Source organism: Priestia sp. MDV22-iso46, from assembly GCF_058629175.1.
In genome coordinates this window covers 1,490,573-1,514,290 of sequence record NZ_JBZVWT010000001.1, presented here as the reverse complement: position 1 = coordinate 1,514,290, position 23,718 = coordinate 1,490,573, and the positions used below count along the sequence as shown (strand labels likewise).

Annotated in this window: 22 protein-coding genes; 19 read left to right on the top strand and 3 right to left on the bottom strand. The window is 38.7% G+C overall.

The genetic code is table 11. From position 1 onward, the window contains the following. Positions 1–222: 222 nt before the first annotated feature. The 6 genes from AC4NPH_RS07775 (at position 223) to AC4NPH_RS07750 (ending at position 6,222) form a co-directional block, all read left to right on the top strand. On the top strand, positions 223–3,840 hold the full coding sequence (locus AC4NPH_RS07775) for a dynamin family protein (protein ID WP_279824982.1): 3,618 nt from the start codon (positions 223–225) through the stop codon (positions 3,838–3,840). A 5-nt stretch (positions 3,841–3,845) separates the two neighbouring features. Continuing rightward, positions 3,846–4,619: a nucleotidyltransferase domain-containing protein gene (locus AC4NPH_RS07770; RefSeq protein ID WP_013056166.1), complete on the top strand. Its 774-nt coding sequence runs from the start codon at positions 3,846–3,848 to the stop codon at positions 4,617–4,619. Then, positions 4,616–4,873: a DUF2533 family protein gene (locus tag AC4NPH_RS07765; RefSeq protein ID WP_013056167.1), complete on the top strand. Its 258-nt coding sequence runs from the start codon at positions 4,616–4,618 to the stop codon at positions 4,871–4,873. Before AC4NPH_RS07770 ends, AC4NPH_RS07765 begins: the two co-directional genes overlap by 4 nt. A 105-nt stretch (positions 4,874–4,978) precedes the next feature. Then, the gene (locus tag AC4NPH_RS07760) at positions 4,979–5,293 is read left to right on the top strand and encodes a hypothetical protein (RefSeq protein ID WP_013056168.1); all 315 of its coding nucleotides are present in this window, start codon (positions 4,979–4,981) and stop codon (positions 5,291–5,293) included. A gap of 130 nt (positions 5,294–5,423) precedes the next feature. Further along, positions 5,424–5,885 (top strand): divergent PAP2 family protein, encoded by a 462-nt coding sequence (locus tag AC4NPH_RS07755; RefSeq protein ID WP_013056169.1) that lies wholly within the window; start codon positions 5,424–5,426, stop codon positions 5,883–5,885. A gap of 61 nt (positions 5,886–5,946) precedes the next feature. After that, a complete protein-coding gene (locus AC4NPH_RS07750; protein WP_029324151.1) occupies positions 5,947–6,222 on the top strand; it encodes a DUF6123 family protein in 276 nt (91 codons plus the stop codon). Between the two features lie 6 nt (positions 6,223–6,228). On the opposite strand, the gene AC4NPH_RS07745 is transcribed toward AC4NPH_RS07750, so the two are convergent. Then, positions 6,229–6,627: a reverse transcriptase-like protein gene (locus AC4NPH_RS07745; protein WP_013056171.1), complete on the bottom strand. Its 399-nt coding sequence runs from the start codon at positions 6,625–6,627 to the stop codon at positions 6,229–6,231. 219 nt (positions 6,628–6,846) lie between these two features. On the opposite strand from AC4NPH_RS07745, the gene AC4NPH_RS07740 reads away from it, so the two are divergent. Genes AC4NPH_RS07740 through AC4NPH_RS07730 form a run of 3 tightly spaced genes read left to right on the top strand, consistent with a single transcriptional unit; the run spans position 6,847 to position 8,041 of the window. Continuing rightward, a complete protein-coding gene (locus AC4NPH_RS07740) occupies positions 6,847–7,500 on the top strand; it encodes a ribonuclease H family protein (protein WP_041816515.1) in 654 nt (217 codons plus the stop codon). A 29-nt stretch (positions 7,501–7,529) separates the two neighbouring features. After that, entirely contained in the window at positions 7,530–7,712 is a 183-nt protein-coding gene (locus tag AC4NPH_RS07735) for a zinc-finger domain-containing protein (protein WP_013056173.1), read from the top strand. Between the two features lie 56 nt (positions 7,713–7,768). Beyond that, entirely contained in the window at positions 7,769–8,041 is a 273-nt protein-coding gene (locus AC4NPH_RS07730; RefSeq protein WP_013056174.1) for a DUF2564 family protein, read from the top strand. Positions 8,042–8,100: 59 nt separating this feature from the next. Here AC4NPH_RS07730 and cspD read toward each other — a convergent pair whose 3' ends face one another. Further along, on the bottom strand, positions 8,101–8,304 hold the full coding sequence (gene cspD, locus AC4NPH_RS07725; protein ID WP_013056175.1) for a cold-shock protein CspD: 204 nt from the start codon (positions 8,302–8,304) through the stop codon (positions 8,101–8,103). 277 nt (positions 8,305–8,581) lie between these two features. Here cspD and AC4NPH_RS07720 point away from each other — a divergent pair, with 277 nt between their 5' ends. The 3 genes from AC4NPH_RS07720 (at position 8,582) to AC4NPH_RS07710 (ending at position 14,786) form a co-directional block, all read left to right on the top strand. After that, positions 8,582–8,869, top strand: a complete 288-nt coding sequence (locus AC4NPH_RS07720) for a hypothetical protein (protein ID WP_013056176.1) — start codon at positions 8,582–8,584, stop codon at positions 8,867–8,869. 302 nt (positions 8,870–9,171) lie between these two features. Next, complete coding sequence (bcbE, locus tag AC4NPH_RS07715) at positions 9,172–10,413, top strand: bacillibactin exporter BcbE (RefSeq protein ID WP_013056177.1); 1,242 nt, start codon at positions 9,172–9,174, stop codon at positions 10,411–10,413. A 167-nt stretch (positions 10,414–10,580) separates the two neighbouring features. Then, positions 10,581–14,786: a tetratricopeptide repeat protein gene (locus AC4NPH_RS07710; RefSeq protein ID WP_308334270.1), complete on the top strand. Its 4,206-nt coding sequence runs from the start codon at positions 10,581–10,583 to the stop codon at positions 14,784–14,786. 30 nt (positions 14,787–14,816) lie between these two features. Here the strand turns inward: AC4NPH_RS07710 and AC4NPH_RS07705 are convergent, their stop codons facing one another. Beyond that, the gene (locus AC4NPH_RS07705; protein ID WP_013056179.1) at positions 14,817–16,112 is read right to left on the bottom strand and encodes a purine/pyrimidine permease; all 1,296 of its coding nucleotides are present in this window, start codon (positions 16,110–16,112) and stop codon (positions 14,817–14,819) included. Between the two features lie 252 nt (positions 16,113–16,364). Between AC4NPH_RS07705 and dppA the strand changes: the two genes are divergently transcribed. The 7 genes from dppA (at position 16,365) to AC4NPH_RS07670 (ending at position 23,713) form a co-directional block, all read left to right on the top strand. Then, the gene (gene dppA / locus AC4NPH_RS07700; protein WP_029324155.1) at positions 16,365–17,189 is read left to right on the top strand and encodes a D-aminopeptidase DppA; all 825 of its coding nucleotides are present in this window, start codon (positions 16,365–16,367) and stop codon (positions 17,187–17,189) included. 14 nt (positions 17,190–17,203) lie between these two features. Continuing rightward, the gene (locus AC4NPH_RS07695; RefSeq protein ID WP_335483465.1) at positions 17,204–18,133 is read left to right on the top strand and encodes an ABC transporter permease; all 930 of its coding nucleotides are present in this window, start codon (positions 17,204–17,206) and stop codon (positions 18,131–18,133) included. A gap of 1 nt (position 18,134) precedes the next feature. Continuing rightward, a complete protein-coding gene (locus AC4NPH_RS07690; RefSeq protein WP_491938680.1) occupies positions 18,135–19,073 on the top strand; it encodes an ABC transporter permease in 939 nt (312 codons plus the stop codon). Between the two features lie 4 nt (positions 19,074–19,077). Continuing rightward, the gene (locus tag AC4NPH_RS07685) at positions 19,078–20,076 is read left to right on the top strand and encodes an ABC transporter ATP-binding protein (protein WP_029324157.1); all 999 of its coding nucleotides are present in this window, start codon (positions 19,078–19,080) and stop codon (positions 20,074–20,076) included. 23 nt (positions 20,077–20,099) lie between these two features. Continuing rightward, complete coding sequence (locus AC4NPH_RS07680; RefSeq protein ID WP_335483467.1) at positions 20,100–21,743, top strand: peptide ABC transporter substrate-binding protein; 1,644 nt, start codon at positions 20,100–20,102, stop codon at positions 21,741–21,743. Positions 21,744–21,831: 88 nt separating this feature from the next. Beyond that, complete coding sequence (locus tag AC4NPH_RS07675; RefSeq protein WP_491938679.1) at positions 21,832–22,776, top strand: S66 peptidase family protein; 945 nt, start codon at positions 21,832–21,834, stop codon at positions 22,774–22,776. A 31-nt stretch (positions 22,777–22,807) separates the two neighbouring features. After that, positions 22,808–23,713, top strand: a complete 906-nt coding sequence (locus AC4NPH_RS07670) for a C40 family peptidase (protein WP_013056187.1) — start codon at positions 22,808–22,810, stop codon at positions 23,711–23,713. Positions 23,714–23,718 lie beyond the last annotated feature (5 nt).

Below are 23,718 nucleotides of genomic sequence, written 5' to 3'. Positions count from 1 at the left end.
AAAAAGCCCAAAAGGCGTAACATACATGCGATGAATAAAAAGTACGATGCAAAGCTGTCAAATTATTGACAGCTTTTTTTATTGTTTTTGTAACTAAAAATTCAGTTTTTTATGGGAAAACGCATGCGAATCAAGTAAAATAGAGAAAGAATAAGCAGAAATGAAGATGGATAGAGAACATTTAAATACAGTCTTGAATGAGGCAAAAGGGGTAGAGTAATAATGGGTAAAGTGAGTGTGAAACATCAAGAAAATCTCCGATTGGAAGCATCTCTTTTTCATTTACATAAGCAATTTCAAGCAGCTGGAGATGAACAGCAGGCAGCAAAAGCAATACAGCTGTTAAAAAAGTGGGTGAACGGCGAATTTGTTGTAGCATTTTGCGGACATTTTTCGGCTGGAAAATCGAGCATGATTAACGAATTAATGGGGCAAGCAATTTTGCCTGCAAGTCCTATTCCAACAAGTGCAAACTTAGTATCAGTAAAAGCTGGGGATGAGCATGCAACCGTTTATTACCGCAAACAGCGGCCGGTGCGTTATGAAGCGCCTTATGAGTATGAGCAAATTAAGCAGTTTGCTGTGGATGGAGATGAAGTAGAGTCCATTCATTTATCGATAGATACAGATGCTATTCCTAAAAGTGTTGTGGTGATGGACACACCGGGAATTGATTCAACAGATGATGCGCATCGTGTATCGACCGAGTCAGCTCTTCACTTAGCGGACGTTATTTTCTACGTGATGGATTATAATCATGTGCAGGCAGAATTAAATCTTCAATTTGCAAAACAGCTGCAAGAAGCTAATAAAACGCTTTATTTAATTGTAAATCAAATCGATAAACACCAAGAAGATCAGCTAACATTTCAAGCATTTAAAGAATCTGTAGAAACGTCATTTTTAAAGTGGAATGTGAGACCAGAAGGAATCTTCTATACGTCGTTAAAAGAGCCAACAAACCGTCATAATGACCTTTCGTACGTAAAATCTCTATTACTTGCTATGATGACGGAAAAAGAAAACCGACATCAGCATATTCAACATGCGATGCAAATGTTAATTGACGATCACCTTGCCTTTATTGAGGACCAAGAAGAAGAAAAGTTAACGATTCATGACGAGCTGCGCCATAAGCTGACGCTTGAGAACCATGAAATGAATAAGCAGCAAAAAGAGCAGCTTCTCGAAAAAGAAGCGGAAATGAGGCGTGCTGAAAAGCAGCTAGCAGAAACGTACCAACAAGAAACAGGTAAGATACTAAGCAACGCCAATTTAACACCATATGAAATGAGAGAAAAAGCTAGGCTGTTTTTAGAAACGACAAAGCCTGATTTTAAAGTAGGTCTTTTATTTGCTAAGAAAAAGACCGAGGAAGTAAAAAAAGAGCGGCTGACGTTATTTTTTGATGATATGAAAGAACGAGCAGCTTCTCAGCTGCAGTGGCACTTGCAGCAATATGTGCAAGAGCTGGTGAAAAATCAAAATCTTACCGACCCGGATCTTATACGCCAGGTTCAGCAGTTTGAAATCCCGTTAGAGCCGCATGATTTAGTTGAAACGGTAAAGGCAGGAGCTACGATTAATGGTGATTATGTTTTAACGTACGCAAAAGATGTAGCCGATCATATTAAGAAAAAAGCGACGCGATTATTATACGAGCTTTATGCCCAAATCGAACAGAGCAAAATCGAGCAAGATGAAGTAATGCGTGAAAAAATTTATCAACACTTGCAGGAATGTGAAGTATTTGAAGAAGCGTATACATCTCTTCAGGAAATGAAAGCAAAATTGGCACGTACAAAAGCTTTGCTTCAATCTTTACAGCAAACTGATGACGACCTAACGGCAGAAGATACAAACGAGTTGTCATATATGTTACAAGAAGAATATGAAACGGGCATCATGAAAGCTGAAGAAAAGCAAGAAGCTGTGAGTGAGCAGCAGTTAGTTTCACAGTCTGAGGAAGCTGTGCATAAAACAGGAACAGAAAAGGTTCTTCAAGATGTATCAGCTGTTCTCGAACAGCTCCGTTCATTTGGAAAGCTAGACCGCTTTATTAACAGGCTTCAAGAAAAGCGTAAAAAGCTATCAAATCAAACGTTTACCGTAGCTTTATTCGGAGCATTCAGTGCCGGTAAGTCATCTTTTGCTAATGCGTTGATTGGAGAAAGATTACTTCCAGTATCTCCGAATCCAACAACAGCAACCATCAATAAAATTATGCCTCCAACAGAAAAACGGCCGCATAAAACAGCTGTTGTGCAAATGAAAACAAACGAGCAGATGATCCAAGATTTAAATGGTGCACTTAAGCTGTTTCATCATGAAGTAGAATCAATTGACGAAGCGCTAACAATTATTCCAACCCTGCAGGCAACAGAAGAGCTGCAGCTGCATTTGTCGTTTTTACAGGCAGTAGAAAAAGGCTACGGCGAAGTCAAGCAGCATATCGGTTCAGAAGTAGTAGTGGATACAGAAGGATTTCATGATTATGTAGCCAAAGAAGAAAAAGCGTGTTTTGTTCAATTTATTAACCTGTATTATGACTGTGAATTTACTCGCTTAGGCATTACGCTCGTTGATACACCCGGAGCTGATTCAATCAATGCGAGACACACGGGAGTAGCGTTTGAGTATATCAAAAATGCAGATGCCATTTTATTTGTAACGTATTATAATCATGCGTTTTCAAAAGCTGACCGCGAATTTCTTATTCAGCTTGGCCGTGTAAAAGATGTATTTGCGCTTGATAAAATGTTTTTCTTAGTAAATGCAGCGGACCTAGCCAGTTCGGATACAGAGCTGCAGTTAGTTCAGACGTACGTAAAAGAGCAGCTTGAACAGTACGGTATACGCTTTCCGCGCTTATACCCGGTATCAAGCTTGCAGGCTTTGCAAAACCACGAGGATAAAATGTTTCTGCCATTCAAAAATGCGTTTTACCGCTTCATAAATTATGAATTACCAGAGCTGGCTATCCAAAGTGTTTATGCAGATTTCGAACAAATTTTAGCAGTTGCCAATGAAATGAAACAGGTGCAAACAAAATCAGAAGTGGATAAAAAGCGATACATTCAATCTCTTCACATAAAAAATGAGCAGGTAGCAGCAAAACTGCATGAAATTCATTTTGAATATGAACAACAGCAGTTTGACCGAGAATTAGAAGAGCTTTTATTTTATGTAAAAAAACGTCTGTTTGTGAGGTACGATGACTTCTTTAAAGAAGCCTTCAGTCCGGCAAACTTAAGGGATGATCGAGGTGAAAAGCAAAAGCAGCTGCGCCTGTGTTTGCAGGAGCTGTTAACGTCTATTTCCTTCGACGCAACGCAAGAAGTGCGTGCGACCACTTTGCGAATCGAAAAATACATCGTAAAATTAATCGAAGACTGGCATCGAATGATCATTACAAAGCTACAGCGCTATGAACCGACGTTTACTCCAACGTTGAACTCGTTAGAGCCTCCAAATGGCAGTGAAGTTGTGACAAGTCATCAATTTGATGAGAATGAATCGTATCAAAAAGAGCTTTCACTGTATAAAAACAATAAAAGCTTTTTTGAAAAAAATGAGAAAGTAAAGCTTCACGCTGCTTTACTAGAACGTATTAAGCCGGATGTTAATCACTACATTGCGAAAGAAGAAGCCGCTCTTCATTCACACTATACCCATTTAGTGAATCAGTACGTTTTAGCGCATAAACAGTCTGTATCTGAAGAATGGTATGATTATTACAAACAGCTGCAAGCGGCCGTGTCTGAAGAATTTCCAATTCAAGAGTTGGTAAGTACAATGACGGTGCTAGAACATGTATTGGAGGAAAGAAAGGGTCATTAATTTTTATGTCTACACACATAAATAAACGTTTACAGGAAATTGAAAAAGAATATAATGTGGAAATTTTGTTTGCATGTGAATCAGGCAGCCGTGCTTATGGACTCGACACGTCAGCGAGTGATTTTGACGTCCGCTTTATATACAAGTATAAAGCATCATGCTATCTTCATCTCAATAGACCTCAAGAGGTCATTAATGTAGCAGAAGGCAATTATGATATGCAAGGGTGGGATTTGTACAAAACCGTTTATTTGTTTACAAAATCAAACCCTTCGCTTTATGAGTGGCTATGGTCGCCTTTTGTTTATTATCAGAAGCCATCGTTTGCTGAGCCACTGCGGCAAATGATGGCTCAATCATATTCCTTAAAAGCACTGGGGTATCATTATTTTAAAATTTTAACGATAAATAGTAAAAGAAATCTGACATCTTCTGTTACAATAGAGGATATAAAAGTGATGCTTCAACTGATTCGTGCATTTTTATCACTGAAAGTAGTAGTAAAGCAGCGCAGTTTCCCTGTCATTTTATTTGCCGATTTATGTAAGCAGGCAAATCTCGACGATAGGCAGCAATCCATCATTGAGCAATTTGTACAGTGCAAGATAAGCGGGAAAGTTGCTTTTAATGAAAAGATGAAAAACTTTTTGGACAGCATTAAGAAAGAAGCTGCAGCGATAGAAAAAAGCTTAAAAGAATTACCGGAAAAGCAAATCAGTTATGAGGACATTAACTTATTTTTACTAACTCAGCATAATATAATGGAGGAACGAACATGAGTGTACATAAAGAAATTTCAGCCCATTCTAAAAAACAACACGAATTAGTACGTACTTTTGCCAGTTTAGAAGCTCGACGCGAGCAAGCTATTGAAGCAGCTGTGCTTCTTTGCAAAGAAGGGAAACCCTTTTCTGTAGACGGTATTAATGCTGTAACAGCAGAAATTAATGAGCTGTCTCAAAAATATACCATCATTCCAGGCCGTAAAGTAGTGACAGAAGAAATGGTTAAAGAGTACGTAGCAAGAATATAAACGTGCTAAGCTCTGGTGTTTTTACCTTAATTTGAACAGGATATGACGTGCCGCTTGATCCATACTAATAGTGTACCAACGAGGTACAAATAGGAGGAGATAGCGATGGGTCGTCAAAAATTAGGTAATAAAAATGCGCAAGCGAATAACAATGCAAAGCATAATTATAACCAAGAGTTCTCTTCTGAGTTTAAAGCAAATCAGGCTCAAAAAGCAAAGCGTGCAAAAAGTGCAAATGACACTTATGCTGGGGAGTTTGCTTCTGAGTTCAACGTGCAACAAAACCAAAACAATTCTGTTAACAAGAAGTTAGAAGCTAATAAAAGTGCAAATAATCAATATGGCCAAGAATTCGGCTCTTATGCTGAAGTTGAATCTGCCAAAATGAATAATGCTGCACAAAAAAAGCGTAAAAAATAACAGAACTGTTTCCAAAAGCGCCGGGATTAGTCTGCTCTGTCAGCAGATTAGCCCGGCGTTTTTTGTTGGGCAATATTTGCTTGGGTACGAGATGTCAATCCATCGCAAACTATAGATGAGGTGAAGCAATATGAATAAAGGAATTGTCATTGCTCTTTCATCAATCGGTTTAGCCCAAGCCTTAAAAATCCCAATTAAAAAGTATCAAACAGGAAAATGGGATATGCGGATGATTGCTGCGTCGGGTGGAATGCCAAGCTCTCATTCAGCCGGCGTATCTTCTTTGGCTACCTATGTAGCGTTAAAAAGAGGTGTTTCTACGATTGACTTTGCGTTAGCATCTGTTTTTGGAATTATTGTGATGTACGATGCACAAGGAATTCGAAGGCAGACTGGCGAAATTACTATTAAAGTGAATACGTTAGATGAAGAAATTGAAAAGCTTGCGGGTCTTCCAGACGGAGGCTTTCACGATTTGACGGAACAGCGCTTGAAAGAAATGCTTGGGCATCAGCCCGAAGAAGTGATTGGCGGAGCCATTTTAGGAGTAGCACTTGGAGCAATTGGCTATTTTTTAGAAGGGAAATCATAGTCAAATAGCCAAAAGTAAGCTAAGATAAAGAAGAACCTTTGCAAAAGGATGGGACGAAAAAGTGACAAAAACAGTTCAAACCGTTGAAGAGTATCTTCTTTATCTTGAAGAAAAAGGCTTTCATTTAGCAGAAGATGCACGTGGATTTATTTCATTTGGTCAGCAGTATACGCGTGCAGCTGACGAGATGGTCATATTTACAATTGAATGGACACTAAAAGTACAAAAAGAATTTGACGGCAGTTTTTTTGTATCGCTCCTCGAGAATTTGACATCAAATCGTATTAGCAATCAAAAACAAGCCATTCAATATTTAAAGTCATCAGGTATGATTTAAGCAGGATTACATTCCTGCTTCTTTTTGATTAATGGCTTGTCTGGCCAGCTGATCAGCACCTGCATTTTGAGAGCTAGGGACCCACTTTATAAAAAATAACTCAAATTGACTGGACAATTTGAGGGCTTCTTCCAGTAAAGGAGCAAACGCTTTATTTTTAACGTATTCTTGGTTCATTGCGCGGTCTACTAGCTGAGAGTCCGTTCGAAAAGATACGCTCGTATACTTTTTTTCTAAACAAATTTTTAATGCATGAAGAAGTGCATGGTACTCTGCTTCATGATTCGTCATTATCCCAAGAGCAATAGCGTAACGATGATGTTCACCATTTCCTTTAATTAAAATACCAGCTCCAGAAGGACCAGGGTTGCCAGCAGTGGCTCCGTCTATATAAACTTCAATCATCCTACAGCCTCCTTGTTAAAACAATATAAGCTTAAACCATGTTTTTTCATCAATAGTATTGTATCATAAGTACTTCAGCTATTTTATATTAGCACGTATAAACGCTAAAATCCGCTTATTAGGTAAGAAAACTGTCATGAAAAGACATAATAGAAGATAAAATACAAAAAAGCAGAAAAAGTGTTGAATTCAAAATTGCTGATGAAAGGAATGCTCGTTATGAATTTCCAAATTGAATGGCATTATAAATCCTCGAAACATAAACAGTTAATTTTCACATCCGATTTCACAGATGCGAATGAGGCGCTAATGATTGTGGGTGATTTAGAAAAAACAGGTCGAACGAAGGAAATTTTTCTACTTGATGAGCAACAGCAAAAATGGACTGTAAAAGAAGCGAAAAAGCTCTTACAGGAAGTACAGACAGAGCCTCACGATATTGTGGCATATTTTGACGGAGGCTATGAGCATGATACGCTCTTAGCGGGGCTTGGGGTTGTGATTTATTTTAAACAGAACAACAACTCTTACCGAATACGACGCAACTCAAGGTTGCAAGAGATTGAATCAAATAATGAGGCAGAGTATGCTGCTTTTTATTATTTAATACAAGTGCTTGAGGAACTTGGTGTTCATCATATACCTGTAACGTTTAGAGGTGACTCTCAGGTTGTATTAAATCAGCTGGCTGGGGAGTGGCCCTGTTTCGAAGAAGAGTTTAATCGGTACTTAGATCGAATAGAAGATAAAATGCAGGAACTTGGTATCCGACCCGTATATGAGCCTATTTCAAGGAAGGAAAATGAAGAGGCTGACCAGCTTGCTACTCAAGCTCTTCAAGGGATACCAATTGCTAGCAGGAAGCAAGTGTAACACACAGAACGAAATGGAGATGAACGAGAGTGGAACGTAAACAATTATTAGAAGAAGTAACGGAGTTATTGGATTACTACTGTAGTGATTGTTTTGTAAAAAAAACGTTTAATAAAGAAAAGGGCAAAACATACGCTCAGACGTTTTGTATTAAAGAGTGTACCGTAGGAGAAAAAATTAAGCAGTATGGAGATTTGCTGACTAAAAAGTAAGCGTGTATAATTTGCCGGCAGCAGCTTCATTCTATCCATATGGAGGTGTTCTTTCAATGGATAAGTTTTCAAATGAAGAAGTAACAACAGGATATAATGATTTAAAGCAAGTAGAAGTGTCTATTCAATCTGCTCAAAAGATGATTGGGACAGCTACGATGAGTATGAGTCCCCAGCAGCTTGAAGAGGCAACGAATGCGCTTAATGATGCAAAAGCACAGCTTCAATCTGCCAAAGCTCATGGCACAGGAGTAGACGAGCAATTTCTTCAGCAGTGCATGCAGTCTATTCAAACATGTGAACAGCAGCTTACTGAGGCCAAACGCTAGGTATAACAAAAAAGAGACTCGGAAAAGAGTCTCTTTTACTATAAAATAAAAAGATCTATTTATGATAGCTTAGTGACATTAGCGGCTTGCGGGCCTCTATTGCCTTCTACAATTTCAAAAGATACCTCTTGGCCTTCTTCCAAGGATTTATAACCTTCGCTTTGGATGGCAGAAAAATGTACAAACACGTCGCTGCCGCCTTCAACTTCAATAAAGCCATAGCCTTTTTCATTGTTGAACCATTTTACTTTACCATTTTGCATAACTTGAATCCCCCTAGTACTGTGCAGCCTCATGCTGCTGAAACTCGAATTATCATTTCCAATAGAGGTAAATGATTGTTTATATTATATAATAAGAAGAAATAAAATTTCAACATTAAAAATTAACTTTTCTGAAAATTTAATTTTTATTTAACGTGGACGTAGTACAATTATAACTAAAAAAATTTCTTATGAGATGAAAAATAACTGAAAATTTAGTTTATAATAAAAGTATAGTCAGCATAATTTTAAAGCGGTGATAAGGAGTGGGTCGTGTATGTATCGTACACAAGTAAATGGAAAAGAAATCATTTTGTTATTTTCAACGCTCGAAGCAGCAAAGAGCCGCAGCAACCTAGAGAAAGAGCAAATTTATAAGCGAGTATTGCATTTAAATGAGCAGCTGCTAATGTTTCAAAATGGAACAAGCTTCACCATTGGCGATCCGTTAGGATTAATTGTAGCTCAAGTGAAAAAAAGTGATTTGACAACCATATATATCGAACATATCATTGATAAACAGTTTATGTATGATGGAGATGGTCATCGAGGTGAAGTAGTGTAACAAGATGACACCTATATATGAAGAAGCGTACGGAGATACTCGTACGCTTCTTCATATATAGGATTAAAAATATGCGATTTTACAAGTATTAACAGGGATAAATAACAAAGTTCAATAAATTAAAGAAGAACAGTGAAACCATGAATAGCAATCACCTTTTTAGCTAAAAAATATAGATACACATCATCTTATGTAATGAGATAGTTAAGCTTTAAAATCAATGAACACGAGAGGTTTTATAAAGCTTAAATTGAAAAACGTGTGATTGTGACGTTAATTAGAAGTAAGGTTTGGAGGACGCTATGGAAAGTAGAAAAAAATTGGATTTACTTGCTCTTGCTTCTGTGCCACTTATCATGACCCTCGGAAATTCAATGTTAATTCCGGTATTGCCGGTGATTGAAAAACGTCTACAGATAAGCTCGCTGCAGGTATCCATGATTATCACGGTCTACTCAATTTTCGCTATTTTTTTAATCCCGATTGCTGGTTATTTATCAGATCGATTTGGCCGCAAGAAAATTATTATTCCCAGTTTGCTGCTTGCTGCAGCAGGAGGGGCTTTAACAGGCTGGGCTTCATGGCAAATGGCCAATCCTTTCTGGGTTATTTTAATTGGCCGCGCGATTCAAGGAATAGGTTCAGCAGGAGCTATGCCTGTTGTGATGCCTTGTGTAGGAGATATGTTCAAAGACGAGCAAGAAATTACAAAAGGACTAGGTTTAATTGAAACAGCTAATACGTTTGGGAAAGTACTAAGCCCAATACTGGGAGCTTTTTTAGCGGCTATGATTTGGTTTCTTCCTTTTTGGTTCATTCCTATTCTTTGCCTTATTTCGATTCTTTTGGTTATCTTTTTAGTAAAAGTTCCGAAAAATGATAGTTCTTCTGAATCTGAACAAAAAAAGAAAAGTATTACGCAGTTTTTGAAGGATTTGAAGAAAACGCTCAAAGAAAATATTGGATGGCTTATGGCTATTTTTATTTTAGGCGCCATTATTATGCTTGTATTATTCGGTGTTTTATTTTACCTATCGACCATACTAGAGGAGCGTTATCATATTGTGAATACGAAAAAAGGTTTAGTGATGGCTATTCCTTTGCTCGCTTTATCTATTTCTTCTTTTGTGGCGGGGAAAAAAGTTGGAAACAATAAAATCGTTATGAAGTGGTCTGCTTTTTTTGGCTTTTTATTGTTAACGTGTTCTTTCATCATTTTATTTTTTAATACGTCTCTTTTTAGTATTTTACTCACTTTAGTGCTTGGTGGAATTGGAATTGGAGCAGCTCTTCCTAGTCTTGATGCGCTTATTACAGAAGGAATTGAAAAGGAAGAGAGAGGAACCATTACGTCTCTTTACAGTTCGATGCGCTTTGTCGGAGTAGCAGCTGGCCCTCCTCTTTATACATTGCTTATGAAGTGGTCGGACATGGCTGTGTTCCAAACGTCTCTAGGGATTAGTGCAGTAGGTGCCATTTTAGTTTTAAAAGCTATCAAACCAAAACCTGAAGGCGGCGTAAAACTGAAGAAAGCTGAAGTGTGATTTTATGGAGCTGTCTTATGATAAAAGACAGCTCTTTGCTATTTAAAGACCCGTCAATATGCTTAAATTTATATTGTGTCTAGAAAAAATCCTTGAAATTTCTTATACTTCAATTTATAGACAGCAGATGCAATAGTTCTTATTTTATTGAATAAGGTGGTTTTGAATTGAGTATAAATTATCAGAAATTAAAAAGCATGGTGGATCATTATCAAATATTTGATCTTGTAGCGTATATAACAGAAGAAGTACAAAGCCTTCAATCAAAGAGCCTTGCGGGGATTGTGAAAGAATGGTTAACAAACTTACAAACGGAAGAAGAGCTGTACGAGCTTATCCGCTTTTGTGATGAAGCTTTATTAAATCGTTTAAGTCGAATGTTAACGACATATGGCTATCGTCGATTTGGCTCGATTCGAATGGTGACTCTTTATTGTGATGATCTCCTGCGAGAAGGCAAGATACTCGACGCTGATGATAGACTTTCTGTATTAATTTCTCAGCTGGATACGGAATCAGTTAAAGAGGAACAGCTTGAGAAAATCTATTTTTTAAAGGTAAGAATTCTTTTAGAAATGAAACAAGCGGATGAAGCTTCTAAGTGGATGAAACAAGTAACGTCACATAATCAAAAGGGTATGGCTGACAGATGGGGATATTTTTATTTGCAGCTCAACGACAGAATAAAAGCTGAATCCTGCTTAAAAGAAGGAACGACATATAAAGAGAATGGAGATTTTTGCTATGCAATGCTCGCAGACTTATATGCGTATGAAGGGAAGCATAAACAATCGCTTGAAACAATTAACGAGGCTATTGTCCGCTATCCACAGCTTCCGTCTTTATATATGGATAAAGTGATGCGATTAAAAGATTTAAAAGAGTATTCTCTCTTGCTTGAAACCATTGAATTTATCAACTCAAAGTTACCCTATCACGATTATCAAGATTTTTTTACGCTGCTGCGCGCCGACATTTATTTTGAGCAGCAGCAGCAATCTCAGCTTACGCATCTGCTCTCGACTAAGCGATGTTTAAAAGATTCACCTTACCAAAAATTAATCGGAAAGCATACAGACGATAGAATCAGTACAATCAAGCTTCCTATTGTACCAATTGTTCAAAAAGATAATTATTGCGTGCCAGCCAGTATGAGTATGATGTTAAGGCTTTTACATACCGAAAAAACACAGGATGAGATTGGAACGCGTATTTACGGAGGCTTAGGATCCAAACTGTCAACTGCGGTGAGCTACTTTGAATCTCTTGGCTTTGCAGCGATGTTTTTTACAGGCACAGTTGAACAGTTTAAAGAACTATTAGACAAAGGGCTGCCTATTTTGGTCAGTCTGGAATTTGAACAAGCTTCCCACGTTCAAGTTGTATTTGGCTATGATGATGAACTTGAACTTTTTCATGTACAGGATGCTAATTTTCTAAGTCCAACGTATGTAGAATATAAAAATTTTGATCAGCATTACGCTAATTCGGGGTTTTTATCAATTGTTGCTTCTAAAGCGGCAGCGGATCTCGCTTCACTTTCTAAAGAGCAAGATGTGTTTATTCGTCAGCTGTATGACTTAATCGAACTAGTTGAAGCGGATGAAGAGGCACACATTAACGATCTCGTTTCTTTATTAAAAGCAAATGAGCATGTTCCATTTGCCTCTATTTACAGTATGAAGCATTTGTACAGAAAAGAGCATGAAGCCTATATTCGTACGTGTATTAATCATGTGTTAGAGAAATATAGCAATCACGATTATCTTAAGCTTCACGCCGCATATGCCTTTTTTAAACTTGACGACAGTAAGGCAGCATCTTCCTTGTTACACCACGTAGATAACAAAAAGCATAGCTCTTTTTATCACTATCTTAAAGGAAGAATTGCGCTGGATGAAGAGAAATATGATGAGGCTGTTGAAGCACTGCGCAGCTCGCTGCAATTAGACGTAGAGCAGCACTTGAACTGGAGCTATTTAGCACTTGCATATATGTACAAAGGAAACCTCGAAAAGGCTTTTGAATGCTCGACTATTTCCTTAAATATGTATGGCGATGAATCTTATACACAAATGAATCACGGACTTATTTTAATGGAGAAAGAAAGATACGCAGAAGCCAGAAATCTTTTCGACGCGTTATTAAAAGAAAACCCAAAAGATGCGCACAGCTGGTTTGAAAGAGCCCGTTGTGATGAACATTTAAAAAAGTTTCGTAAAGCTTACCGGGGATTTCAAGTAGCTAAACAGCTTTTGCCCACTGTCCCTTATCCATATCTTTCGATAGCTGATTTGCTACAATATCAACTAGAAAAAACAGACGAAGCTGAAAGCTATCTCAAAGAAGGCATGAAGCATCTCCCGAGCGACATGACAATTCGAGGAAGACTAGGCGATTTATACGTCGCGAATCAAAGGTACGAAGAAGCTATTGCTCTGTATAAAGAAGGCTTAAAAATAGAAGAAGATGCCCTTATGTATTTGGGCTTATCTTATGCGTATCTAGAAACAGATGAACATTTAACGGCCGTTGATACGCTCACGCTTATTGCGCAGAAGTTTTCATCGAACAGCGACGTCATGTTGGATGCAGGCAGCATGCTTTTAGATGCAGCAAAAGAGAAGAAGCTAGACAACCAAACGATAGAGTTTGGATTTGCTCTTTATGAAGAAGGAATTCATTTTGCTCAAACAGCGCTAGATGAAGTGTTAGAAGCATATACGAGTTATTTAGAAGACACGGCTTTACTGACTCGTGGAATTAAGTTCTTAACTGCAGAACATCAAGAGCACCCTAATGAGATTTTGTACATGTGCTATTTAGGTATATTATACGAACAAGCCAAGCAGCTAACAAAAAGTGAGAAACTTTATCAGCAAGCGCTTCGTATCGAGCAAGATGCTTTGCCATATTATCGGTTAGGTGAAATATATCAATCAATGAATCGCATCACTGAAGCAAAAGAGGCCTTCCAAAAATGCTTAACTCTTGATAAAACATTTGAAGCCGCTTGTATGAAGCTTGCCGAAATGGCTTGTGAAGAACAAAATCGAACGGCTGAAAGGAATTGGCTGCTTCAATGGATACAGCTGAATCCTATGGAAGTAAACGTTGAGCACGCAGCTTCACTTTGTGAAACAGGGAAAGAGTATGAAGAGCTGTTAGAGGTATTAAAAAGCGTAGAGGAAATTGTGCTGCCCCAATGGCTCGCTGACAGCCAAGCTCATGTGTATCGCCTAAAAGGAGACATTTCACAGGCTGAAACGTATTTAGAGAAGGCGCTTGAACTAGATCCACAGAATCTTGTTATTCGCCATCATCAGGCAAAATGGCTCATCATGGAGCATAGATATGAAGAAGCTAGAACAATTCTTACAGAGCTACTAAGTGAGGATCCGGAAGATTACGCTCTATTTCAAACGTTCATGTCTAGCTTTCCAAATGGAAAAAAACTGTCCGGGCTTACGGCAAATTTAAAAAAGATAAAAATGGAAAAACGAAGCAAAAGCATGCTGTTTAAAAACGCAGCGGAGGCTTTAAATGAGTATGCCGATTCGATCGTAGAAGAGCAGCAAGGATCTATCTTCAAACGAAGCTTAGCAAAGTTCAAAGCAAAAGCAAAAACGGTTACGCTACTTGGCTTAACGATTGAACTGTATGAACTGGCTATAAAAACGGATCGGAATAATAAAGAGGCTGTGCATGCATTTGCGGCTTTTTACGAAGAGAAAGGATTGATTGAAGATAGCATCACCGTGCTGAAAAAATCGCTGCATCAAAGCTGGGATTTTGATGTTGCCTATCATTTAGCCAATATACTCGTTAATATCCATGAAAATGAACAGGCTGCACATGAAGCGCTAAACTTAGTTCAAAAACTTCTTGAACAGCAGCCATATCATATAGATTTGCAGATATACCGAGCATTTATTTTGAGTAGCCTTGAAGAGGTAGAAAAATCGGAGGCAGCTTTTCAAGAATTACTTCAGCAGGAGATTTATCAGCCTGACATATATGCAGGATTAGCAAAACTATATAATAAAACGGAACGTTATCATGAAACTGTTCAGCTTCTTCAAAAAGCAATTGAACAGCGTCAAGAGTATGAAGGGATGTATACCGATTTAGGTATCGCGTATCATTTAGAAGGTGAAACGGAAGCAGCAGCTTCGCTTATGATAACCAGAGTAGAAAGTGGAGACGAAGATCTTTTTATTCGCTATAACTTGGCATGCTATCTAGCTGTTCTTGGAAAAACTGCTTCTGCTCAGGAAGAGTTGGATTATGTTTTAGCGCACGATGAAACGGGAGAATTTTATGAAATGGCTATGGAAGACGATGAACTAAAAGGATTAACGGTAAGAAGGTAAAAAAAAGAAGCTGGGTTTCAGCTTCTTTTTTTATCCCTCTTTTGCACCTTGTCTTTTCAAAGAAATGGATTCGGAAATTTCCAGTGTAAGAATGATAATGGTGCCAAGAACTAATCCGTTGCTTAAAAACGTAGTAACTAAAGGAGGCAGTGTTGAAAAAGCTTGAGAAGGCAAAAACATAACCCCTATCCCCGACAGCAACGCAATACCGGCTTTTTTCATTGCTTTTTCGGGCTGTTTGGCATGCTTGAATTCTCCAATTCCAAGAGCCATCATACCTGTAAAAACAGGAAAGATTGCCGCGTATCCGACGGCAGGAGGAAGAGCGGACATAATGGACGTTAAAGGAGTAAAGATACTCAGAAAAAGCAAAAGACACGATGCTACAATAAAAGGAACTCGGCTATAAAGATTTGTAGCTGAAATAAATCCACCGGAACCTGAAATAGGAACGGCACCGACACCTGAAAACAATCCTCCAAGCAGCTGACTTATACCCGAAACCATCCCGGAACGCTTAATATTGTCTTTTTCAATTTTTTCTCCTTTGTGCTTATAAACAGACTCAACAACACGAATAGAAGCGAGCATGTTTGTAATTAAAATGAGCGTCACAAAAAAAGCAGTAACAACCATATTCCATTCAACGCGAGGAGCTCCAAATACGAACACTTTAGGTATGTAAAATAACTGCGCCTGAAACTCGATAGGTTTAGCTAACCCTAGTATTGCAAATACTCCCCAGCCTACACCAATACTAATAATAATGCTAAGCTTATTTAACGTCCGGTGCGATAATAAATAAAAAGTCAGCAGCAAAATCGCAGCTGAAGCCAGCGCAATTGGAAGTTTAATAGCTGAATTCATTTCTGTAATGCCAAACATTCCTTTTAAAAAGGAACCGCTTAGCTGCGTCACTAATAAAATTAAATATGTACCGGTAACTGTCGGGGTAAAGTATTTTGCTAGTTTATCAATGAGACCAAGCAGGCTCATCAAAATAGCAATTATCCCGCTTATAAGGAGGGTGAACTGCAGCACGCGGAGCGTTTCAGAGTGAGAACCAAACAGAACGGTTCCAAGGCTCGCATACAGAGAAAAGACGCCCCACCAAACGCCAGCTGGCCCTTCCATGATTGGGTATTTATGCCCTATAAATACCTGCAAGAGCCCGGATAAAGCTAAAATAAATAACGTTCGCTGTAAAAATTGAATAGAATCCGCTGCGTTTAAATGAAACTGAGAAGCAATTACAATAGGAACAATCATACTATTAGAAATCATAAATAAAAACCATTGTAGTGAAGCAATGGAAACTCGAAACATTCTTAACACCTCAATTAATGCCGACGAGCGGCTGAATGAACCAACAGGCTGCTCTATTATTTTACCATGGGATTTCCAATTTGTAAGCGATATCTTGTTAAAAGGAAGATGAATGAAGTGTCAAAAAATTCAATATATTGTTGTAAAAAGAAGAAAGATAATTTATAATTTTCTTACAATTATAAATTATAAACATAAGAATAATTTATAATGAACTGACTAACAGTCAAGGAAGGAGGAGGAATAAGACAAATGAAACTATACCTGTCGGTTGATATGGAAGGAATTACGGGACTCGTCGATCACACAAATGTTCTGCGACAGAAAGAAAATTATGAAAGAAGCCGCAAAATAATGACGGATGAAGCAAATGCAGTAATTTATGCAGGATTTAGAGAAAAGTGCTCAGAAGTTGTGGTAAATGACAGTCATTCGAGTATGAATAATCTCCTTGTTGAACGGCTTCATCCAGAAACTCAGCTTATTTCAGGGAGCGTAAAACCATATTCAATGGTACAGGGATTAGATCAGACTTTTGATGGTGCTATGTTTCTAGGGTATCATGCTAAAGCATCCATGCCTGGTGTCATGTCTCATTCAATGATATTTGGTGCTCGCAATATGTACATAGACGATACGAATATTGGAGAGTTAGGCTTCAACGCATACGTCGCAGGCTATTACGGCGTGCCAGTTTTAATGGTAGCCGGTGATGACCAAACGGCGCTGGAAGCACAGCAGCTTATTCCAAACGTGACGACCGCTATCGTCAAACAGGCCATTTCACGTTCTGCAGCCAAAACATTAACCCCTAAGAAAGCAGAACAATTACTTCAAGAAAAAACAGCCGCAGCTATTCAACACAAACACCTTGTTAAACCTTTAAATCCACCTAAACATCCAACCTTACGAATAGAATTTGCAAATTATGGTCAAGCAGAGTGGGCGCATTTAATGCCGGGAACAGAAATTGAGCCTGGAACGACGACCGTTCGGTTTCAAGCAAAAGATATTTTAGAAGCTTATCAGGCCATGCTTGTTATGACTGAATTAGCTACGCGCACAACATTCTGTTAGAAGGTGGGATAAAGGTGAAAAGTTATATTTTGAAACGATTTTTATCCATGCTTGTTACGCTGTGGGTAATTATGACCTTAACCTTCTTTTTAATGCATTCGATTCCTGGATCTCCATTTAATGAAGAACGAGCGACAAGCGATGCAGTTCAAAAAAACCTGGAATCATTTTATCACTTAGATGAGCCGCTAGCTGTGCAATATATTCTTTATTTAAAATCCATTGTTACCTTTGACTTTGGTCCTTCCATTAAACAGCCGTCTCAAACGGTTAACGACCTTTTAGGAAGAGGGTTTCCCGTGTCATTTGAACTTGGAATGGTGACGTTAATTCTTGCGGTGATTTCCGGTATTACACTAGGCATTATCGCTGCTCTTAGAAGGAATGGAATAATTGATTACATGGCGATGAGCATAGCAGTTATCGGATTGTCGGTTCCAAATTTTGTTATGGCCACGTTGTTAATTCAACAGCTTTCTGTCAATTTGAAAATTTTACCTGCCGCTACGTGGACAAGCCCTTTACATATGATTCTTCCGACTCTAGCTCTTGCCACAGGTCCTATGGCTATTATTGCACGTTTGACTCGCTCAAGCATGATAGAAGTACTAACTCAAGATTATATTCGAACAGCGCGTGCAAAAGGGCTTTCGCCAGTAAAAATTGTATTTAAGCATGCGCTTAGAAATGCTTTAATGCCCGTTATAACAGTTCTTGGAACGATTGCAGCCAGCGTATTAACCGGCACATTTGTTATTGAACAAATCTTTGCTATTCCTGGCATGGGAAAATATTTTGTGGACAGTATTAATACGAGAGACTACCCGGTAATTATGGGCACGACGGTCTTTTACAGTTCGATTCTCATCATTATGCTTTTTTTAGTAGACATTGCTTACGGAATACTTGATCCACGAATCAAACTGTATAAGAAGGAGGGATAACGTGCTGGAAAAACAGGAGTATAAGCAAATTCCTGATGAGTGGTTTGTGACAAAGAAAAAAAAGAAATCTGAAGCTGAAGCAGTTGTAAGGCCGAGTCTTTCTTATTGGCATGATGCTTGGCGCAGGCTTGTAAAAAACAAGTTGGCCATGCTGGGTCTCTTTTTTTTAGTCATTCTCGTTGTGATGGCTATATTCGGTCCTATGTTTTCACCCTACAGTGTAACGAAAGCTTCTTTTACAGAGCAAAACCTTCCTCCTTCAGCTAGTCATTGGTTTGGAACGGATGACTTAGGCAGAGATATGTACACTCGGACATGGTATGGAGCTAGAATCTCTTTATTTGTAGGACTGATGGCAGCGCTTATTGATTTTATCATCGGTGTCATTTACGGGGGATTCTCAGGCTACAAAGGCGGAAAAACAGATAATGTCATGATGCGCGTAATTGAAATTTTATACGGTCTTCCTTATTTATTAGTGGTGATTTTACTAATGGTAGTCATGGGCCCCGGGCTTTCTACGATTATTGTGGCACTTTCCGTTACAGGTTGGATCGGGATGGCGAGAATTGTACGGGGGCAAGTATTGCAAATAAAAAACTATGAATACGTGCTTGCATCCAAAACGTTTGGAACAAAAACTAGTCGTATCATTAAGCGAAACCTGCTTCCAAATACGATGGGGCCGATTATCGTTCAAATGACACTAACCGTACCAACTGCCATTTTTGCTGAAGCTTTTTTAAGCTTTTTAGGGCTGGGTGTACAGGCTCCTTATGCCAGCTGGGGAGTAATGGCAAACGATGGTTTATCAACGATTCTATCAGGCTATTGGTGGCGTTTGTTTTTTCCCGCTTTTTTTATTTCTCTTACCATGTTTGCTTTTAATGTCCTTGGAGACGGACTGCAAGATGCACTTGATCCGAAATTAAGGAGGTAAGCAAATGGAAAAAATGATCCAAATCAAAAACTTACACGTACAGTTTTCAACTTACGGAGGGCGAGTTCAAGCTGTAAGAGGCGTTAGTTTTGATTTACATAAAGGAGAAACACTAGCGATTGTCGGAGAGTCAGGGTGCGGAAAAAGCGTAACATCTCAAAGTATTATGAGGTTAATTCCGACACCTCCGGGCAGGATCACAAGCGGATCTATTTTATTTAAAGGCCAGGATTTAACGAAACTATCAGAAAAGAAAATGCGAGACATTCGAGGCGCTGATATTTCGATGATTTTTCAGGATCCTATGACTGCGCTTAACCCAACTCTTCGCGTAGGTGAGCAAATTGCAGAAAATATTATGCAACATGAAAACATTTCAAAAGAAAAAGCCAAAGAAAAAGCATTTGAAATGCTGGAGCTAGTCGGAATTCCAAATCCTAAAGAACGCCTAAAGCAATATCCTCATGAATTTAGCGGGGGAATGAGACAGCGTATTGTCATTGCAATGGCTCTTGTATGCAATCCCGAAGTGCTCATTGCTGATGAACCTACCACAGCTCTTGACGTCACGATACAAGCGCAGATTTTAGAATTGTTTAAGGATATTCAGCAGAAAACGGATGTCTCTATTGTTTTAATTACCCATGATTTAGGTGTAGTTGCTCAGGTAGCTGACCGTGTTGCCGTAATGTATGCAGGAAAGATTGTAGAAATTGGAACAAGAAGAGACATCTTTTATACGCCGCAGCATCCGTATACAAAAGGATTGCTGCGTTCAGTTCCTCGGTTAGATTTATACGAAAGTGAACTTGTGCCTATTGCAGGATCACCTCCCGATTTATTTGCACCTCCATCCGGATGTTCGTTCGCACCTCGCTGTCCTTACGTAATGGAAGTGTGTGACCGCATGTATCCTGCGTCGACAAAGCTGAAAGAAAGTCACCAAGTGCACTGCTGGCTTCAAGATGAGAGAGCCCAAAAATTTGTAACAACTATAAGCTAGATTTATAGATGAATAGAGAACTTATGAAAGAGGGGGAAATGATGAAAAAAATAGGGTCTTTACTAATGATGTGTGTACTTATATTTGCACTTGCTGCCTGTACGGCCACAAAAGATTCAGGCGCGGAGCCAGAAAAGAAAAGCAGTACAGCAAAAGAAGACGGTAAGGTCCTTTATATGAATAATGGCGCAGAACCTACGTCTTTTGATCCACCTATTGGATTTGATTCATATTCATGGAATATGCTTAATAACTTAATGGAAGGGCTGACTCGTTTAGGAAAAAGCGATGAGCCTGAAGGAGCAATGGCCGAGAAATGGGATATCTCTGAGGACAAAAAGGTCTATACGTTTCATTTACGAAAAGATGCTAAATGGTCAAATGGAGATGACGTGAAAGCAAGTGATTTCGTATTTGCTTGGAAGAGGCTGTTAGATCCTAAGACGGGTTCTCCAGCGGCATTTTTAGGTTATTTCATCCAAGGTGGAGAAGAATTTAATACGGGTAAAGGTAGTGCTGATCAAGTAGGGGTAAAAGCGCTAGATGACAAAACCTTTGAAGTTACGCTTAAAAGCCCTCAAGCCTATTTCTTAAGCGTAGTTTCCAATCCAGCGTTCTTCCCAATTAATGAAAAAGTAGCAACAAAAAATCCGAAATGGTTTGCAGAAGCAGATTCGTTTGTTGCTAATGGTCCCTTCAAATTAACTCAATGGAAGCATAACAGTAATCTAGTCATGGAAAGAAACGATCAGTATTGGGACGCTGAAAATGTAAAGCTCGACAAGGTAAAATGGGTAATTGTTGAAAATACAAACACAGAATATCAAATGTATCAAAATGGAGAACTAGATGTTTCTGAAATTCCATCGGATTTAAGTGAAAAGCTGCTGAAAGATGGAGATGTTCATATCGAAGACCAAGCGGGAACTTACTTCTATCGCTTTAACTTAGATAAAGAGCCCTTTCAAAACAAAAATATCCGTAAAGCATTTGCAATGGCTGTAGATCAAGATCAAATTGTTAATTTTGTTACAAAGAATAAAGAAAAACCAGCTCGTGGGTTCGTATCTTACGGATTTAAAGATGCAGATGGAAAGGATTTCCGCAAAACGAGCGGCGACTTATTAAAAACAGATGGCAAAGAAGCAAAAGCACTTCTGAAAAAAGGAATGAAAGAAGAAGGATATAAAAAGCTGCCAGCTATTACGCTAACATACAGTACAGACGATACGCATAAAAAAATAGCAGAAGCACTGCAGCAAATGTTCAAAGAAAATCTAGGCGTAGATGTGAAGCTTGCCAATATGGAATGGAATGTTTTCCAAGAAGAACAAAAAGCGTTAAAGTTTCAGCTGTCACGAAGTTCATTTTTAGCTGATTATGCAGATCCAATTAACTTTTTAGAGAGCTTCCAGAGGGGTCATTCAATGAACCGTACAGCTTGGAGCAATAAAGAATATGATGAGTTAATTAAACAAGCTATGAACGAAACGGATAATAAAAAACGTTTTGAGCTTATGTATAAAGCAGAAGGTATTTTATTTGATGAGATGCCGATCATTCCTATCCATTTCTACAACTATGTGTTTTTAATCAAAGATAACGTATCTGGAATTGTTCGTCATCCTGTTGGCTATTTAGATTTGAAGTGGGCAGATAAACAGTAAAGTGGAACTTTTCGTCAGAGGGGATTTCAATTCCCTTCTGACCCAAGTTTCACTTTCTTCATTTCTTTACACAAAAGGAGTGTAACAAATGATAAAACCAAAACCATTACAAAAAGGTGATACAGTAGCTGTTATTGCACCTGCTAGTCCGCCTAATCAGCACAATCTAAAAAAAGGAATAGAATATTTAAGGGAAATAGGATTAAACGTAGTAACAGGCGCGCATTTATATAAAAAAAACGGGTACTTGGCAGGGACTGATGAACAGCGAGCAGCCGATATACATGCGATGTTTGCCAATAAGGAAGTAAAGGCAATTATCTGTGCATGCGGAGGGTACGGGACTGCTAGGCTTGCCTCGCAATTAAACTACGATTTAATTAAGCGAAACCCAAAGGTTTTTTGGGGGTATAGCGATATTACGTTTTTACATACGGCTATTCATCAGCGCACAGGTTTGGTTACCTTTCACGGGCCAATGCTTTCGTCGGATCTCGGAAAAGAAGATGTTCATATAGAGACGAAGCAAGCTTTTTATCAATTATTCTCTCACCGTTCTTTGTGCTATACGGATCAAATTAGTCCGCTCGACACTATTTGTGAAGGAGAAGTAACTGGTCAGCTGATAGGAGGAAATCTTACTTTGCTGGTAAGCACGCTTGGCACTCCATTTGAACTAGATACAAAAAATCGAATTTTATTTATTGAAGATATTGATGAAGAGCCGTATGAAATTGACCGCATGATGACACAGCTGTATATGGCCAATAAACTGCAGGATGCAGCGGGAATTATTATCGGAGATTTTCATAACTGCTATCCTAAAAAACGTAAGGAGTCGCTTTCATTAGAAGAGGCATTAACAAGTTACCTGACTTCTTTAAAAAAGCCTGTTATGAGAGGGTTTCGCATCGGGCATTGCTCTCCTCAAACAGCTGTGGCGATTGGAAGCTATGCCACGATGTCGACTTATGAACGAATGGTGGAATTTGAATCCGGTATTACATTACCAAAAGATAAAGTCGAACGCTGAAGGTTAAACCTGCGGGGAGGATAAATAAGTGATGGATAAAAAAGCGTATTACGTTTGTGTAGCTGTGGCGACTGTTTGGACTTCCTATGACTCTAGCAGAGAAATAGATGACAATGCAATAAGTTTCCCAGTAAAACTGGATAAATGGCTAGAACAATTAACGTATACACGCCGGTTGGAGCTTTGTGAGAAAAATTTAGTTCAAACGCAGCTGTTACTAGGAGAAGAAGTATATGTAACGGAAATGAAAGGTAAATGGGCAAAAATCGTTATTCCTTCTCAGTTTTCTTCTAAAGATGAAAGAGGATATCCCGGGTGGGTTCCTTTCCACCAACTGATTTCTCAAGCTGAATATTTTCCATTGAATAAACCAACGGCAGTGGTATCAGCAACGATTGCGACCCTGCACCTAGCGGAAGAAGCCTTGCAAATTAGTTATCAAACGCAGCTGCCTCTTTTAAAAGAAGATAAAGAATGGCTACAAGTTCAAACGCCGGTTGGCAGTGGGAGAATAAAACGTCAAGATGCTGTTGTAATAGAGGATAGAAACCGTAAAGTAAAAGGAACTGGGGATATGATTATTGCAGCAGGAGAACAGTTTTTGAATCTTCCATATTTATGGGGTGGCATGAGTGCCTGGGGATATGATTGTTCCGGGTTTGCCTATGCTACTCATAAAGCAAACGGATATCTTATTCCAAGAGATGCAACCGATCAAGCAAGGCAAGGAAAAGAAGTAGGGTTAGCCTCTATTCAACCTGGAGATTTGCTGTTTTTCGCTCATGAAAAAGGTGAAGGGGCTATCCACCATGTTGGTATTTATTATGGTAAAGGAAAAATGCTTCATTCACCTAAAACAGGTAAAACCGTTGAACTGATTGAATTAAAAGGAACGCTTTATGAAGAAGAGCTGTGCGCAGCCCGGCGCTATTATTAGGAGGT

Bases quoted from the DNA above. Each gene is read 5' to 3' on its own strand.
- AC4NPH_RS07775 (WP_279824982.1), top strand. From the start codon at position 223: ATGGGTAAAGTGAGTGTGAAACATCAAGAAAATCTCCGATTGGAAGCA.
- AC4NPH_RS07770 (WP_013056166.1), top strand. From the start codon at position 3,846: ATGTCTACACACATAAATAAACGTTTACAGGAAATTGAAAAAGAATAT.
- AC4NPH_RS07765 (WP_013056167.1), top strand. From the start codon at position 4,616: ATGAGTGTACATAAAGAAATTTCAGCCCATTCTAAAAAACAACACGAA.
- AC4NPH_RS07760 (WP_013056168.1), top strand. From the start codon at position 4,979: ATGGGTCGTCAAAAATTAGGTAATAAAAATGCGCAAGCGAATAACAAT.
- AC4NPH_RS07755 (WP_013056169.1), top strand. From the start codon at position 5,424: ATGAATAAAGGAATTGTCATTGCTCTTTCATCAATCGGTTTAGCCCAA.
- AC4NPH_RS07745 (WP_013056171.1), bottom strand. From the start codon at position 6,627: ATGATTGAAGTTTATATAGACGGAGCCACTGCTGGCAACCCTGGTCCT.
- AC4NPH_RS07740 (WP_041816515.1), top strand. From the start codon at position 6,847: ATGAATTTCCAAATTGAATGGCATTATAAATCCTCGAAACATAAACAG.
- AC4NPH_RS07730 (WP_013056174.1), top strand. From the start codon at position 7,769: ATGGATAAGTTTTCAAATGAAGAAGTAACAACAGGATATAATGATTTA.
- cspD (WP_013056175.1), bottom strand. From the start codon at position 8,304: ATGCAAAATGGTAAAGTAAAATGGTTCAACAATGAAAAAGGCTATGGC.
- AC4NPH_RS07720 (WP_013056176.1), top strand. From the start codon at position 8,582: ATGTATCGTACACAAGTAAATGGAAAAGAAATCATTTTGTTATTTTCA.
- bcbE (WP_013056177.1), top strand. From the start codon at position 9,172: ATGGAAAGTAGAAAAAAATTGGATTTACTTGCTCTTGCTTCTGTGCCA.
- AC4NPH_RS07705 (WP_013056179.1), bottom strand. From the start codon at position 16,112: ATGTTTCGAGTTTCCATTGCTTCACTACAATGGTTTTTATTTATGATT.
- dppA (WP_029324155.1), top strand. From the start codon at position 16,365: ATGAAACTATACCTGTCGGTTGATATGGAAGGAATTACGGGACTCGTC.
- AC4NPH_RS07685 (WP_029324157.1), top strand. From the start codon at position 19,078: ATGGAAAAAATGATCCAAATCAAAAACTTACACGTACAGTTTTCAACT.
- AC4NPH_RS07680 (WP_335483467.1), top strand. From the start codon at position 20,100: ATGAAAGAGGGGGAAATGATGAAAAAAATAGGGTCTTTACTAATGATG.
- AC4NPH_RS07675 (WP_491938679.1), top strand. From the start codon at position 21,832: ATGATAAAACCAAAACCATTACAAAAAGGTGATACAGTAGCTGTTATT.
- AC4NPH_RS07670 (WP_013056187.1), top strand. From the start codon at position 22,808: ATGGATAAAAAAGCGTATTACGTTTGTGTAGCTGTGGCGACTGTTTGG.